The 13,902-nt window shown below is 43.0% G+C and carries 12 protein-coding genes and 1 pseudogene; 7 read left to right on the forward strand and 6 right to left on the reverse strand.

Annotated elements, in window-relative coordinates:
- Positions 1-6: 6 nt before the first annotated feature.
- Together N824_RS05115 and N824_RS05120 are read right to left on the reverse strand one after the other, a co-directional pair.
- Positions 7-732, reverse strand: coding sequence for a LytTR family DNA-binding domain-containing protein (locus N824_RS05115; protein ID WP_048904043.1), 726 nt, complete (start codon positions 730-732; stop codon positions 7-9).
- Positions 729-1,799 carry a sensor histidine kinase gene (locus tag N824_RS05120; RefSeq protein WP_048904044.1) on the reverse strand — a complete coding sequence of 357 codons (1,071 nt, stop codon included), beginning with the start codon at positions 1,797-1,799 and terminating at the stop codon, positions 729-731. The genes N824_RS05115 and N824_RS05120 overlap by 4 nt, the downstream gene beginning before the upstream one ends.
- Before the next feature lie 600 nt (positions 1,800-2,399).
- Here N824_RS05120 and N824_RS05130 point away from each other — a divergent pair.
- From N824_RS05130 to N824_RS05155, 6 genes and pseudogenes are all read left to right on the forward strand, one after another.
- Positions 2,400-2,708 (forward strand): GNAT family N-acetyltransferase, encoded by a 309-nt coding sequence (locus N824_RS05130; RefSeq protein ID WP_235206992.1) that lies wholly within the window; start codon positions 2,400-2,402, stop codon positions 2,706-2,708.
- Positions 2,709-2,753: 45 nt separating this feature from the next.
- Positions 2,754-3,728 (forward strand): helix-turn-helix transcriptional regulator, encoded by a 975-nt coding sequence (locus N824_RS05135; protein WP_084498194.1) that lies wholly within the window; start codon positions 2,754-2,756, stop codon positions 3,726-3,728.
- Positions 3,725-4,318, forward strand: a complete 594-nt coding sequence (locus N824_RS05140; protein ID WP_048904048.1) for a Crp/Fnr family transcriptional regulator — start codon at positions 3,725-3,727, stop codon at positions 4,316-4,318. Before N824_RS05135 ends, N824_RS05140 begins: the two co-directional genes overlap by 4 nt.
- A 103-nt stretch (positions 4,319-4,421) precedes the next feature.
- Positions 4,422-4,928 (forward strand): annotated as a pseudogene (locus tag N824_RS38235) (MauE/DoxX family redox-associated membrane protein).
- A gap of 91 nt (positions 4,929-5,019) precedes the next feature.
- Entirely contained in the window at positions 5,020-5,253 is a 234-nt protein-coding gene (locus N824_RS05150; RefSeq protein ID WP_048904049.1) for a hypothetical protein, read from the forward strand.
- Positions 5,254-5,421: 168 nt separating this feature from the next.
- Entirely contained in the window at positions 5,422-6,357 is a 936-nt protein-coding gene (locus tag N824_RS05155) for a hypothetical protein (RefSeq protein ID WP_152541986.1), read from the forward strand.
- Here N824_RS05155 and N824_RS05160 read toward each other — a convergent pair.
- The 3 genes from N824_RS05160 to N824_RS05170 are packed head-to-tail and all read right to left on the reverse strand — an operon-like array spanning position 6,317 to position 12,334.
- Entirely contained in the window at positions 6,317-7,882 is a 1,566-nt protein-coding gene (locus tag N824_RS05160) for a TlpA disulfide reductase family protein (RefSeq protein WP_084498195.1), read from the reverse strand. The two genes, N824_RS05155 and N824_RS05160, sit on opposite strands and share 41 nt — an antisense overlap.
- 56 nt (positions 7,883-7,938) lie before the next feature.
- The gene (locus tag N824_RS05165) at positions 7,939-9,312 is read right to left on the reverse strand and encodes a RagB/SusD family nutrient uptake outer membrane protein (RefSeq protein WP_048904052.1); all 1,374 of its coding nucleotides are present in this window, start codon (positions 9,310-9,312) and stop codon (positions 7,939-7,941) included.
- Between the two features lie 10 nt (positions 9,313-9,322).
- A complete protein-coding gene (locus N824_RS05170; RefSeq protein ID WP_048904053.1) occupies positions 9,323-12,334 on the reverse strand; it encodes a SusC/RagA family TonB-linked outer membrane protein in 3,012 nt (1,003 codons plus the stop codon).
- 560 nt (positions 12,335-12,894) lie between these two features.
- On the opposite strand from N824_RS05170, the gene N824_RS38240 reads away from it, so the two are divergent.
- Entirely contained in the window at positions 12,895-13,176 is a 282-nt protein-coding gene (locus N824_RS38240; protein WP_373419278.1) for a helix-turn-helix domain-containing protein, read from the forward strand.
- A 280-nt stretch (positions 13,177-13,456) separates the two neighbouring features.
- On the opposite strand, the gene N824_RS05180 is transcribed toward N824_RS38240, so the two are convergent.
- Positions 13,457-13,873, reverse strand: coding sequence for a hypothetical protein (locus tag N824_RS05180; protein ID WP_048904054.1), 417 nt, complete (start codon positions 13,871-13,873; stop codon positions 13,457-13,459).
- Positions 13,874-13,902 lie beyond the last annotated feature (29 nt).

The raw sequence follows: 13,902 nt of genomic DNA on the forward strand, positions 1-13,902 counted from the left end.
TAGATTCTAGTTGCCACCTATGGTATTGGATTTTAGATAAGTATAAAAGCTGGTTTTATATGCCGGACCTAGTCCAATTTTTTGACCATTGCTCATGGTCAGACTGTTGCCATCAACGGTTTCCAGGAAAATCGTATTGATGATAAAAGACCGGCTTACCCTGATCAAATGGGTACCTCTTAGTTTTGTTTCGGCCTCTTTTAAGGAAAGATAGATGACCTTAGGCGTCTCACTTCCGGTAGTATGGATTTTCACGTAGTTCAGCATGGCTTCAATAAAAGTAATCTGATCGATCATGATTCTGATAAATTTTCCTTTTACATTCACCTTGAAAAAAGCTGGCTTATCAGATACTGAAATTTCCTCCTTAACGATCCGTTTACATACTTTTTGCACCGTGCTTAAAAACTTCTCAAAAGAAAAAGGCTTGAGCAAATAGCCCGAGGCATGAACGCCAAACGCTTCAAGAGCGTATTGCTCATGTGCTGAAGTGAATACGACCTGAACATCGCCATTTGCAAGATCTGCTAACGCTAGTCCAGAAAGTTCAGGCATATCGATGTCCAGGAAGGCAATATCTGGAGGCTGGTTGCCGGAAAGAATAGGCAGAGCGTCCAATGGATTTTCATAGGCCTTGTAGAGAATAAGATTTGGTGTTTTTTCGATATAGGAGCCCAATGTAGCCAGTGCATGCGTTTCGTCATCTACAATTATTGCTTTATACTGCATCATGATAATTGAATGGTAAGGGTGAGCTGGTAAGATAATTTTGAATTTAAGATGTGAAGTTCGTATTTATTAGGATATGCCCTAGTGAGTCTCTTTTCGGTGTTTTTAAGGCCAATTCCATGACCTATAGGCGAAACGAATTTACGCTTATTGTTTAAGATTTGTATGGTCAACATTGAACCTTCGATGTTACAGTGAAATTGTGCAGGGCTTGCCTCGACTTTTAAATCAGCATATTTTAGCACGTTTTCTGCTAAGGTAACCAGCACCAAAGGAATGATTTCGAGCTCACCAGGAGCTCCGGTAACCCTATAATCTATATGTAAGCGTCCGGCGGATTTTAAAGTACTGATCTCAAAAATATCGCTGATATGCTGGATTTCCTCTTTCAGTTTTACTTTTCCCCCCGAGGGGGTGCTTAAACTATACCGCATGATGTCGGAAAGGCGAAGAATGGTCTCTCCGGCATCTTTATTGGTATGAAGGACAGCGCTGTAAAGATAACTTAAGGTGTTGAACAGGAAATGGGAGTTGATCTGTGACTTCAAAAAAGCATTCTCTACAGTGACAAATTCCCGTTTTACGATTTCCTGATCGGCCAAATCCTTTAGCCTTGCTTGTTCAAGTAAGGCAACTTGTCGCTGCTTTCTGCTGGAGGCCATGAAGAACCAGTAAGTGAAGCTCAACCCATTTACGGTTATGAATCTCCAAAAGGTGTCGCGCAGAAAATTGTTGAATCCTACATAAGGATTGGTGGTGCGTACCTCAAAAAAGATATAAGCTTGTGCAAGCAGATATTTCAGCAGCAGAAAGGCGGAGAACTCCAATGCTAAGAGTATTATTCCTAAACCTAGACGCTGAGGAGCTGTCGCAAAAGAACTGGCATATTCAAGCAGGTAGTGAGCAGTGAAATAAAAGAGACATAGGTTAACCAGTAAATGCCAGAAGACATCCCAGAAATAGATCCCTTCGCCGGTGTAGGCGTAGAGCATTCCAATCTCATACAAAAAATAGGCAGCAACAAAAGCAATATGCCTGCCGATTACCTTCAGACGTACTGTTAATTTCATAATAGGGTTGATAGCTACAATTTATGGTTTTTATATAAAAAAGAGGCATAGTGGTATAATAAAATTCGTTGGGTTCGCCCTTTACCCTAATTTTTCAAAAAAAAGTTATGAAAACTCAAAACAAAAAAAAGNTGGTTATTGAGCCAGAAGTGGTCTTTGAAATAAAAAATACTTATCAGAATGATCCCCCTGATGATCCGACAACCAGTCTGGCTACAACGACCTTTACACACATATTCACCTTCGGCGCGCACTACCATGAAAAGGATTCTCGTGAATAAGAAGTACGAACAACCAAATTGGTATAATATGTATCTTGGGTGTTTTATTGAATTAAGATATAGAGGCCAATAATAAGGATCGAATTCGGATAACTGAAATTTTAGCAACAGCTTTTGAAGACAATAGAACTGTAAACTATATTGTCAAGCAGGATAAAAAGCGTTTATCGAGAATAAAGTTATTGATGGAGTATGCCTATTTCATGTGCAACGCATATGGTAGAATGTTTTGTCCGAAGATAAAAATGCATGTGCACTGGTGCTGTTTCCCGATAAGAAGAAAACCTCCTTAAAAGGGATTTACTGGGATGTAAAACTTATGTTAAAAGTAATAGGCGTTTTTAATTTGCCCAAGGTGCTTAGGCGGGAGGGTTTAATAAAGAAACAGCATCCTAAAACGCCATTTTATTACCTCTGGTTTATCGGTGTGGATCCTTCAGTGACCGGGCAGGGATTAGGCAGTGCATTATTGCAGGAATTAATTAAAGAAGCCGGGATGATGGACCTACCTTTTTACCTGGAGACTTCTACCGTTGAAAATATCCCTTGGTATCTGGAATTCCGGTTTTATATCTATCATACAATTGATATTGGTTACACTTTATACTTTTTAAAACACATCACATAGCGCTCATTAAATACGTCATTCCGATCATCGCCTAATCATCTCCCTATGTTAGTCTTTAATTCTGAAATGCATCTGATTACGCTCTTATTTGTTCTGCTTGAACTGATGATGTTCTCCATCCAGTTCTACCGGTATTCCTCCAGCCCCCAGGATAAGCCACGATTATGGTACCTCATCCTGCTTGGGCTCCTCATTTTTTATAACGTTACAGGTGGCATTTTTCTGGATCCGGACATCCCTGTTCGGCTGAGCTTGCAAAATACCATTGCTTACGGTTCCGGCTTTTTGATGGCAGCCTATTTTCCCTACTATTTTTATAAAAGCTCTCGCCTGGAACGACTGCGTTTCCATGCGCTGTACGGGACAACAGTTTTTCTGTTAGGACCATATCTGGTATTTTTTGTACTCATCTATTCATTCAATCAAGACCTTAATTTTGCGATCAACTACGGTTTGATCATCCCTTTTCTGTACTCGTTATATTTGTTGTGGACGATTTTAAATGCCATCAGTAAGGAGTTCAAAAGCAAATCTGCTACCATAAAACCAGCTCGAAAGATAGAGGTGCTTGGGGTGTACCTTGCCGTTGCTCCATGGGTATGTCTGTCTGTATTTGCCTATTTCAGCATTAGCCAATGGATTGAGGTATTGGTGACGAATGCTGGGTTTATCCTAGTTACGGCATTATCTCTGAAGCGGTCGATTGACAGGAATCGCTCGGAATATAAAAAGCAACTTGCCAATCAGCAGCTACAACTATATAGTTTCAGTACAAAATGTGCGAACTATCAGCTCAGTGTTCGTGAACAAGAAATTACAAGGTTGGTCCGCCAGGGACTCACTTATGAGGAAACGGGCAGAATCCTGTTTATTTCCAGAAAAACGGTGGATGCCCATATTCGCAAGATCTTTCTAAAAACCTGTTCCAGAAATAAGGTTCAACTCGTGCATCTGTTAGGGCTGACACCTGCCTGGCAGGAAGAGGTTGGGTTTGAGAACTATCTAAAGTACAATTTATGAAGCCTGTTTCTGACGAGACATTTGAAGTGCTGTTCAGCACGATGGAAATGACAATGCCGATAAGCGCAGGATTCAAGCTGCTGATCAGGCCTCTGCTCGTAGAAACGGAATATAAAAAGGGTGCCCGAATCCTCAATTTCAATCAGGTACCTGAACTGATCTGGTTTATGATTTCCGGGCTTGCCCGTGAAATCAAAGTGAACGCAATCACTTATAGTGAACGTACGGTTTGGTTTTGGATGGACCGGAACTTTCTTTTTACAACCCCTGGTTTTTTTGATCGATTACCATCGCGTAGCACGATCGAGATTTTGCAGGATTGCAGGGTAGCGTTTATTAGCCATGAGGATTGGCTGACTTTAAAATTAGCCATTCCCGAGGCAGATTCCTTTGCCAAAAGGATTCTCGGGGCTAACGAGCTGCTGCGGCTCGTTCACGAAGACAACCTGCAGAATCTTAACACCAAGCAAAGATATCTCGAGGAACGGAAAATGCTGAACAGAATATTGCAGTACACCAAGCTGCAATATGTTGCCGAGTACATGGGTATGTCTGCAGACCGGTTAGGAAAATTAAGAAAACGATACTGATCCCATGAACATGTTTTTTAGTTTACTGTGGTTAGGCTGCCATTTTTGAACTGTTTTTTTTCGGGTCGATACCTGATTTTTTAGAAGTCAAAACCCTGAGATTTTGCCASRGGAMYRGYCARYYYAGTATKSMKNCRAAKTMNNTWMSYATRRRMKMWWTTGYNNTMWRMAMCWCMRRWYWMMYRGGGKRYTSMSSTKSMRRMAWATKCTNANTGMKMTCRWMWGSNAMKRCWWWAWCCWGWTNTWWMKWTATGCTGCTGCTGCCAAGCTGCTGGATGATCAGAAATTTGAGTTGCAGATTGCAAAATCGCCTATGCTTACGGACTTCGCCGGCATACTGGGCTGGCTGGTCCCGGCAGTTGAAATTGTCATTGCCCTTCTGCTCATGTTTCCGAAAACGACATCCCTGGGACTGTTTGCTGCGCTTGGATTGATGACGCTGTTTACCGCTTACATCATTGCGATCCTGAATTTTAGTGAAAATATTCCTTGTAGCTGCGGCGGGGTGCTGGAGCACATGAGCTGGCAGCAGCATCTTGTCTTTAATCTGGTTTTTGTCTTCCTTTCCATCGCAGGTATTCTATTGCATTCTATATCTCAAAATAAATAGGGGGTTGCCCTTCAAACATATTCTATGCGCATGAATCAGGAGAAACCGAAAACCTGTAACAGAGTAGGTGCTTAATATTAAAATTGAAAACATGAAAAAATTATTTTTTGCCGCTTTATTAGCAACAGTTGCTGTAGGCGGAGCATTGACCACTAATGCAAGTACTTATTATGGCCCAAATCCAAACAATACCCCCTACAATTGTAGTGGAGCAGTAACGCTTTGTAGCACTGCTATTCCTCAACAATTTGTTTGGACACAGCCTGGAGAATCAGGAACCAAAATCAGGGTTACTCAGCTTCCTGCAACAGAAAAGTTTAATTAGTAATACCAACCAAAGCTCAAGCTATTGCCTGGGCTTTGGTTTTAAGTTTAATCCATGAAAAAGATCGGTATTATCCTTTTTATTATCTCTTTTTGTATCGTAATGTTGATTTTATTTTTTCAGCGAAGCCATCAAAATACACGAAACGCTTTCAACAGAAAATTCATTGTGCAAAAATTTAGGTTAGATCGGGTGGTTATATTCCCGGACCCTGGCTTCGGCTTTTCCTGGAAACCGGACAGTCTGATCTATCTGAAAGATTACAACAATCCGGTGATGCAGTATGTGGTAGACCCGCTAAGAGGACGTATTAGAAAAAATAAATTAGTTGTGCCTGCTAGCTTCAACATGCAAGGCGGCAATGTAAATTTTGATAGATTGGATACGGCTATTCATATGACCAATGGGATTGGTCAAATTGCTGTGATGTCCGATTCCGGAAATCAGTTTTGGAAGTTATTAGGAATGAGTTTTGATGAGCCCAGGTCGCTTTCAACAGGTACACTGGTGGTGAGGTCCTTTGTGAAAAACAAATCGGAAAGCCATCTTGAATTGCTGAAGATCTCGCTTGCCCAGCAGGTATTAGTCGGGAAGAATTACAGGCTGCCGCCGCAAGTTGATGGCATTTTTTGTGCCGATGGCTGGCTCCATTATGATGCAAAAGCCGCCAGACTGTACTATATGTATTTTTACCGGGGCACTTTTTTATGTCTGGACACGAGCTTGAATTTACGTTATAAAGCAAAGACTATTGATACGGTGCAGTGGGCGAAAATCAGCATTAACATGTATAACCAGCGGCTTAAAAACGGTACGGCCGTATTGCGGAAATCTCCGGTAGGATTGCCTACCATGGTCAACAAATATTTTACCGTCAGCGAAAACCGTGTTTACATCCAATCCGGACTAAGGGCTGATAATGAAAGTGCCGCCAGTCGTAGGAAACAGGAATCAATTGATGTTTATGAAGGAAACAATGGCAGGTATCTTCATAGTTTTTACCTGCCAAAGTATCAAGGGCTAAATATGCGCCAGTTTGAGGTTACTGGTCATAACCTCGTTGCTATTTATGATCAGTTTTTGGTGATATATCGTTTGGAATGATATTCCACAATCTATTTTCTGCAATGGCTCCATTGATAAGCCGAAGTAACTCTTTTGAAGTGAAATAACCGGTTAGCTTAGCAACGATTCGATGTTGTTTATCTACGAGCAGCACGAAGGGGGCGGCATTTACCTCGTAATATTTTGAGAGGGAATGGTCAAGTAAACCAGTGCGCAATCCGGTGAACACATTCAGATATGCTTTTGAGGTATAGATTCCGCTGTTCAGGCTTTCCATCCACCTCTTTCTGTCCCTATCTGTGTTGACACTTAAAAATTTGAATTCTTGCTGATCTTTTAATTCTGGCCAGACCTCTGTTTCAAACAGATGATGGAACTGTGCGCAGCCACTACAGCCTGTTCCCCATAGGTCAATGATGAATACTTTGCCTTTTAGCGCCGAGGTACTAAAAATATTTCCCTCAAGGTCGGTAAAGTCAGCGTCATAGAATGGCCTCCCTTTGGCCAGTTTGGTTTTTTTGGCCATGATTTCCTTTCCCAGCTTAGAAGTTAGCAATGGACTGGCATCCATGACAAGGGAGTCATAGGTTATGGGATCGTACCGGGTAATGTACTGCAATGCTTTCCCATCCATAAGAAACTGGCTCACCAGCCTTTCCCTGATTTCGGGTTGACTTGTATGATCTTTCAGCAGCTCATAAAATGTCCGGAGGTCGGCACCTTTCCCGGAGCCCTTCAGCAAAGCCTCGGTTTTATAGTGCCTTAGCAGCCCGCTGAAATGCCCCGGGCTTAAAAGGCTAATCGTATCCTTCTCCTGTTCAGTATCAAAGAAGGTTTGTTTAAAACCTGCCTTAAGGATCTGCTGCGCCTCTGGTCGATTTTTAGATACTACTCTATAACCGTCATTGATGAAGTCGCCCCATTCGGAATCGTACCGGGCAAACTGGTAGGCAATCAATTTCCGCATCGAGGGACTGATCTGCATGCCGGAGCTGTCGATTAGTTGTTGTTTTTTCTGCATGTTAGTTTTAATCAATCTGGTCATCTTATCCAGCTTTTGCTGCACATCTGCTGGGCTATCCGATGCTTTGAGTTCAGTGTACAGGCTAGTGAAATTATCTTTTACTTTTTGCAATGCCGTAATGAAGTTGTATTTGGCAGCACCTTTTCCGGTGAATAATAAATTATCGTCTCCGGTGGTTTCTGTGATGGCTATATGGATGTTGTCCCCAGGTTCGGCATACCAGGCTAGAGAAAACCATCCCAGGGTCTCGACGCTCCCGGACTGGGGAACTTTGATCACAAAAAACAGGGGCTTACCTAATGCAGGGATTGTGAAACTAAACGTTCCGTCATGGTTTACTTTGGCCTTGTAATCAACCGAAGAATCCCAGAAATTCGCATTGGGATAGGTCCAGACCAATATGCTGTCAGGTTGCTTTTTTTTGCTGTATTTAAATGTACCTAAAAAGGTAGCGTCTTGCTGAATGTGCTGCGCGTTTGACTTTACAGTGAACAGTAATAATAGGCCTGTGATCAGGCTCATGTAAGATATGATTTTCATAAAAAGTATTTGTTAAGCAGCGCATTTTGGGGCGCTGCTTAAGTGTACACATAGGTTTAATATCCATCGTTTTGAGTGATTTGATGATTTCTGCTGGTTTCCTCCACTGGAATCGGGTAAAGGATATCGGTTGCCTTCCAGTCTGATTTTATAGGGGAGAGGATGGCGGTGCTTAGTCCGCTCCGTTTCAGGTCAAACCATCGGTGACCCCATTCTGCGAAAAGTTCTGTCTGACGTTCATGCTGCATGGCGTTTAACAACTGGATTTGACTGATATCTGGGTGACTGGTTTGTATTGGAAGAAGCCCGGCCCTGCGTCTGAGCTGATCCAGATCGCTCGCGCTTTCGGTAAGTTTGTTTTGCATCGCCCTGGCCTCGGCCCGGATCAGGTATTGCTCTGCCAGACGGAAGACTACTGAATACTCTGAGATGGTCGTAGAGGATTTTACTTTGTATTTGTAAGGGAAATCATAGCTTCCGGTTTGATCTATGTAATTTCCAATCCAGGCAGTTTTTCGTTTGTCATTTGGCTCAAAGGCCGTACTGGCAAAGTTTTTTCTTAAGGATACGTAATCGGGAGTAGCCTGAAGGATAAACAGATTGCCGTCCTGGCTGTTGGTGTTTGCGGAAGGAAAAATAGACCAGATGGTTTCCCTGCTGTTTTTTATAAAGATTTCATCCAGGCCGACCAGGTCGTAAATGCCGGTTTTACCGATAACCAGTGAGGCATATTTCTCCGCGTTCTGCCAGTCTTTGAGATACAGGTAAGTTCTGGCCAGTAGGGCCTGGGATGCTGCACGGTTCGGCCGGACGCGTTCCCCGCTTACGTAGGTATCGGTTAGTAGACGCTCCGCCGTTTCCAGATCAGCAATGATCTGCTGATAGACCGCTGCCTCTGGTGCGCGGGGATGATTCCGGCTTTCACGATAGTCTGAATTCAGTTGGAGCGGTACGGGGCCAAAAAGGTTGACCAGGTAGAAATAACAGAAAGCCCTTATAAAATGTGCTTCTCCTTCCAGTTGTGAGCGGACTGGGGGACTAATGCCCTTGGAAGCACTCAGCCCGTCCAGGATCGCGTTGACGGTATAGATATGGGTATAGGGCAATGCATAAAGGGAATAGATACTGGTGTTTTGGGCATGGAGTGTGTTTTCATAGAATTCCACCAGACCAAAGTTGTAGTTCTCAAATTCATCTGCTGACATGCCGCATAGGGAGGTGATGCTGGCGTTTCCACCAGAGGCATATCCTGAATTTGCCATGTCGCTGTAAATTCCGGTAACAGCTGAGGTTGCGGTTTCATCGTTTTTAAATATTTGTGCTGAGGATAGGCTGTTCTTTGGGGCATCTATATCCAGAAACTTTTTACAGGAAGTTTGCAGGTAAATGATGACACCTGCGATGAGGTAAATTAGTTTAATATTTTTCATGACCTTAGGATTAAAAAGTGAGATTTAAACCAACAGAAAATACGCGCAGTGGTGGCAGGCTGTACATGCTCAGCGTTTCCGGGTCCAATCCTTTGTATTTGCTGATGGTGAGTACATTCTGTCCTTGTATATTCAGTGCTGCCTGTTTGACCCTGATGGCAGAAAGTAGTTTCGCTGGTAAAGTATAGGAAACAGAGATGTTTTTTAAACGGATATAGGAAGCATCCTGAATGGCAATTCCACCGTCGTATTTTGCATAGTTGAAAATGGTATTGACGCTGTTTGTGGTGCTGAACTTTTGGACACCAGACTGATCACCGGGTTGTTGCCATCTATCCATGACCACCGAGAGCTGATTGCCATAAGGGGTATCTGGCGTCCACAGCCCTGGAGTAAAGGTCGTTGAGCTTATGTAATTGTTGCCGTTTTGCTTCACAAAAGAAAAGAGGAAATCTAAACTGAACTGTTTATACCGAAGGGTGTTCTGGATTCCGCCAAAAAAGTACTGGCCGGTAAATTTATCGCGATAGCGGTCGGCATCGTCTAAAGTTCCGTTTCCATCATAATCCTCGATGTCGTACAATCCTGTTTGTGGGTCAACGTTGTTTACCTGATAAATCCTGCGGATGGACAGGGGTTGCCCGATAATGTAATTGTAGGCATCATTTGAGCTTTCCAGCCCCGGATAGGCAATGAGCCTGCTCTTGGGGATAGTCATATTAAAAGCAGCTGACCAGGTTAAGTTGGTTTTGTCGACCAGTTTAAAATTTGTTCCGATCTCCAGTCCTGAGTTTTCAACGGTAGCCGGGCGGTTGGCGGTGATGGTGGAGCTTCCTGTACTCAAAGGCAAAGGATCTCCGATCAGCTGGTTTGATGAGCGGTTTCTGTACCAGGAAACTTCCAGGTTGATCTTGTCCTGCCAGAAGCCGAGTTGGATGGCCGCTTCCAGTTTCCGGTTGGTCTCCCAGGCAAAGTCTGGATTGCCCACCCGGCCGGTGTTAGGCCTGACGGTGGCGTTTCCCTGGTAGCTATTTCCGGAATACCATAGCTGCAGGTAGCCATAGTCGGAAATCTGGTCATTTCCGGTGATCCCATAGCTTGCTCTCAGCTTGCCAAAGCTCAAAAACCGAAAGTTTTCTTTAAACAGTTTTTCTTCGGAAAATATCCATGCGGCGCCGATGGCTCCGAAATTGGCGAACTGCCGGTCCTGTCCGAACCTGCTTGACCCGTCGCGCCGTCCGGTCAGGTTCATAAAGTATTTCCCTGCCAGGCTATAATTCAAACGGGCAAAGATTGCGGTATAGCGGTATTGGGCATAGGTGACCTGGAAGGGCTGGAGGTTAGCCGCAGACTGGATGTTTTCCATGAGTTCGTCGCTGCTGAATCCGGAAGCTTCCAGTGCCTTCATTTCGTTTTTATTTTCCTGGAAGGTTAAACCGGCTAATGCTTCCAGGCGTCCGCTGCCCAGTTTTGTGCTGTAATTCAGCTGTGGCTCTGCCTGCCAGGTGTTGTTGCCGGCATTGGCAAAATAGCTGGTCCTGTTAGCTGCGGTCGCATTGTTGACCGGGGCAAAGGAAGCCAAGGGGATTTTGTTTAATTCGGCTCTGCTCTGGGTGGTGTAGCCAAATGATCCCTTCAGTTCTAAATTCCGCCACAGTTTATAACTCAGGTTTAGGTTTGCGACCAGGTTATCTGTTGCCGCTTTGTTTGTGCGCGGCAGTAGGGCCATTGGATTAATATATACGGTATTGTTGGCCCAGTTCAGATTGCCGGAGGCATCATACAGGTCTGGGGCGTTGGGTGCAAGAGACATGAATTGTGTGAAGTCATTTCTGGGCAGCAGGCTGTTGGTACGGGTATAGTTTGTCGTGAAGCTGGCCTGAAAAGTGCTCTCTGGGGAGCCGATATCCAGACTGGAATGCATGCCGCCACGGTTAAAGCCAAATGATCCGGGGTATACCGTTCCTTCTCGATAGTAATTTCCACCCAGCAGGTAGCTGATCTTTCCCGAACTGCCGCTGAGGTTGAGTGCGGCACTGGTCATGGAGGCGGCGCCGCCAATCATTTCTTTTTGCCAGTCGGTATATTTGTCTGCTGCCCAGCTACCGTTCACATCAAAATCTCTGGTAGTAGGGGTTAAGCCGTCGTTCTTAAAGGCTTCCCTGCGCATTTCCAGATATTGTTCGGTTTTCAGCATTTTGGCTCTTCGGTCTACTGCTGCGGCACCCTGTGAGAAAACGGCATTTAGCTGGCTGTTTCCTCTTTTGTTCTTTTTGGTTTTGATGAGTATGACGCCGTTGGCGCCCCTTGAGCCGTAGATTGCTGTGGCGTCGGCGTCTTTTAAAACTTCAATGCTTTCGATGTCATAGGGATTCAATAGGCTCAGCGGGTTTGCTCCGTTACTGCCCAAGATATTGCCTCCGTCGTTGAAAGAAATCTTGGTTGACGGATAGGATACGCCATCGACAATATATAGTGGATCATTGCCGCTGGCGATGCTGTTGCGTCCCCTGATCTGAACGGAGAAGCCACCTCCTGGTAATCCTGTTTGTTGTGTGATAGTGACTCCCGGGACTCGTCCTTGCAAGGCCTGCAGGGGGTTGTTGATGGGTTGTTTTTCTATGGTTTCTGCGCTGACGCGTGAAATAGATCCCGTTCGTTCTCGCTCTTTTACGGTATAGTAGCCGGCATTGATCTCGACTTCCTGGAGCTGGCTCCGTAGCTCCCGCATGAAGATTTTAAATTTGTCTTCTCTGCCCATGATGTAGTCCATGGACTGCGTTTCATATCCGGTGTAGGAGAAGGTTACCGTCCCTTTTTTTGTCTTGCTGACGAGGGAAAATTTGCCGTTTTCATCTGTTATGGTGCTGATGTCGGTGTCCATGATTTTAATGGTGACACCAGCTAAGGGTTTTCGGTCTTGTGTATATATAGTTCCGGTGATGGTGTCCTGATCTTGACTTTGTAAGCTAAAGATTAAACATAGCATGGCCAGGACGATGGTGAGTATCGTTTTTTTCATTATCAGTTTTTTAAGAAAATAGTTAGTCAAAAAGAATTAAGGCGCAAAGCAGGCAAAGCCGTGCCTCCCTGCACAACCCGCCCGCTTTACAAAAAATTAATGACGTACTATTGTGGTGCCCTGATAATGAGTTTAAAGATGTTGTTTGGAATTCCTTGGTTAGCAGTTTTGGTTCTCATGTTTATTCTTCGTTAGTTGAATATCATATGAGTCTCTAGGATAAAAAAGCAAAAGCTATAATGGATGCACTATAGCGGGCTCTACAACCATCTTAGCAGGCTTCTGACGGCCGTGGAAATGGGTTTACAATAGAGCCCATAGTTCTATAGTGCACTCAAAAATATGCAATATTTTCTTATGGGCATGAATCTATTGTCTCTTTCCTTATACTTGTCAGAATTTGCTAAGAGAGACTCTTGATTATGCCTTTATTTAATGGGTCGTAATTTTATTTTAATTATTTCTTATTCACCACTTTATTGTAATCAAATTTACTAAAAAAAATAGTATTATTCCAAATTTGGAATAATAAAAATTTATTTAAAAGGGTCTTTTTGTCTATGGCAGAGCAATACATAGATAAATCCATCTTAAAAATTGTAAGAGAGAAATTGTGGTCTATTTCAAATAATAAAAAGATTACCCTAGAGGATATTCAAGATCGAACTGGTTTTAGTTATAGTCAGGTTTATAGAATTGTCCGCGGAACAAATAATAACCTATTAGTGGTCTTATTGCTGTTTGTAAAGCACTTGAAGTGCAACCATCAGAAGTCTTTAATTTTGCCCTTATCATTCCAAAGTATCCACCTTTTGCGAAAGAATATGAAAATTAAAAAATGACCATCTTTATTGGATTTTTCGAAAAAAAAGTGGTTTTTCCTCACTGTTGACATTAGGATTCTTACTTACGCTACTTTCCAATGTTTGTCTCGATCTTCTGAATAAATTAAGTAGATGTCAAAACATTTCCCAAAGCCTTATAGATTTTTCTTCGGGTTACATTTGTTAACCAGTCTTTATTTTAACTACTTTAGCGATAAAAGAAAACAATGTGGTCAGCATGAAAAAAGGTCTTTTTGATCAATCTTCAAATTAATTTTTAGTAGCAAACCGTATTTGACTATCTGCTAAATTTGCGGAATGCTGTAACTATCTGGAAAATGAAATAAGCGACTACGATTCTGCTTATCATATCCCAGAAATAGAGCCATGTGGAAATGTTGGTAATGTTTTCTGCAAGCTCACTAATTCTATGGGTAAGATTCAAAAGAATAAACCAGAGTTTAAAATTGTCACGGAGTGCTATTAGTAAGTTTCCTATTAGAGGGTTGCCCAAGATATCAATATTTGTGAAGTCAAGCTTATTGGATATTACTATTGCAATTGGGATGTAACATATTAAAGAAGCAAATAACAGTCCATATAAAGCGCGTAGCCAGCTTTGTGCAAAGTTATTGCTGTAACTACTCCATAGAATGAGAAATTCACTTAGTTGTCTAGGTCTTTCGTGTTTAACGATCAGATGGTAATATTCCATTTCCCTTCTTTGAAATTCGTGAGAGAGTG

Source organism: Pedobacter sp. V48 (assembly GCF_000523515.1).
In the GTDB taxonomy this organism is placed as follows: domain Bacteria; phylum Bacteroidota; class Bacteroidia; order Sphingobacteriales; family Sphingobacteriaceae; genus Pedobacter.

What these genes read in the sequence shown, in the direction of transcription:
- N824_RS05180 (WP_048904054.1), bottom strand. Translation starts at nt 13,873, where the DNA reads ATGGAATATTACCATCTGATCGTTAAACACGAAAGACCTAGACAACTA.
- N824_RS05140 (WP_048904048.1), top strand. Translation starts at nt 3,725, where the DNA reads ATGAAGCCTGTTTCTGACGAGACATTTGAAGTGCTGTTCAGCACGATG.
- N824_RS05120 (WP_048904044.1), bottom strand. Translation starts at nt 1,799, where the DNA reads ATGAAATTAACAGTACGTCTGAAGGTAATCGGCAGGCATATTGCTTTT.
- N824_RS05160 (WP_084498195.1), bottom strand. Translation starts at nt 7,882, where the DNA reads ATGAAAATCATATCTTACATGAGCCTGATCACAGGCCTATTATTACTG.
- N824_RS05165 (WP_048904052.1), bottom strand. Translation starts at nt 9,312, where the DNA reads ATGAAAAATATTAAACTAATTTACCTCATCGCAGGTGTCATCATTTAC.
- N824_RS38240 (WP_373419278.1), top strand. Translation starts at nt 12,895, where the DNA reads ATGGCAGAGCAATACATAGATAAATCCATCTTAAAAATTGTAAGAGAG.
- N824_RS05115 (WP_048904043.1), bottom strand. Translation starts at nt 732, where the DNA reads ATGATGCAGTATAAAGCAATAATTGTAGATGACGAAACGCATGCACTG.
- N824_RS05130 (WP_235206992.1), top strand. Translation starts at nt 2,400, where the DNA reads ATGTTAAAAGTAATAGGCGTTTTTAATTTGCCCAAGGTGCTTAGGCGG.
- N824_RS05135 (WP_084498194.1), top strand. Translation starts at nt 2,754, where the DNA reads ATGTTAGTCTTTAATTCTGAAATGCATCTGATTACGCTCTTATTTGTT.
- N824_RS05170 (WP_048904053.1), bottom strand. Translation starts at nt 12,334, where the DNA reads ATGAAAAAAACGATACTCACCATCGTCCTGGCCATGCTATGTTTAATC.
- N824_RS05150 (WP_048904049.1), top strand. Translation starts at nt 5,020, where the DNA reads ATGAAAAAATTATTTTTTGCCGCTTTATTAGCAACAGTTGCTGTAGGC.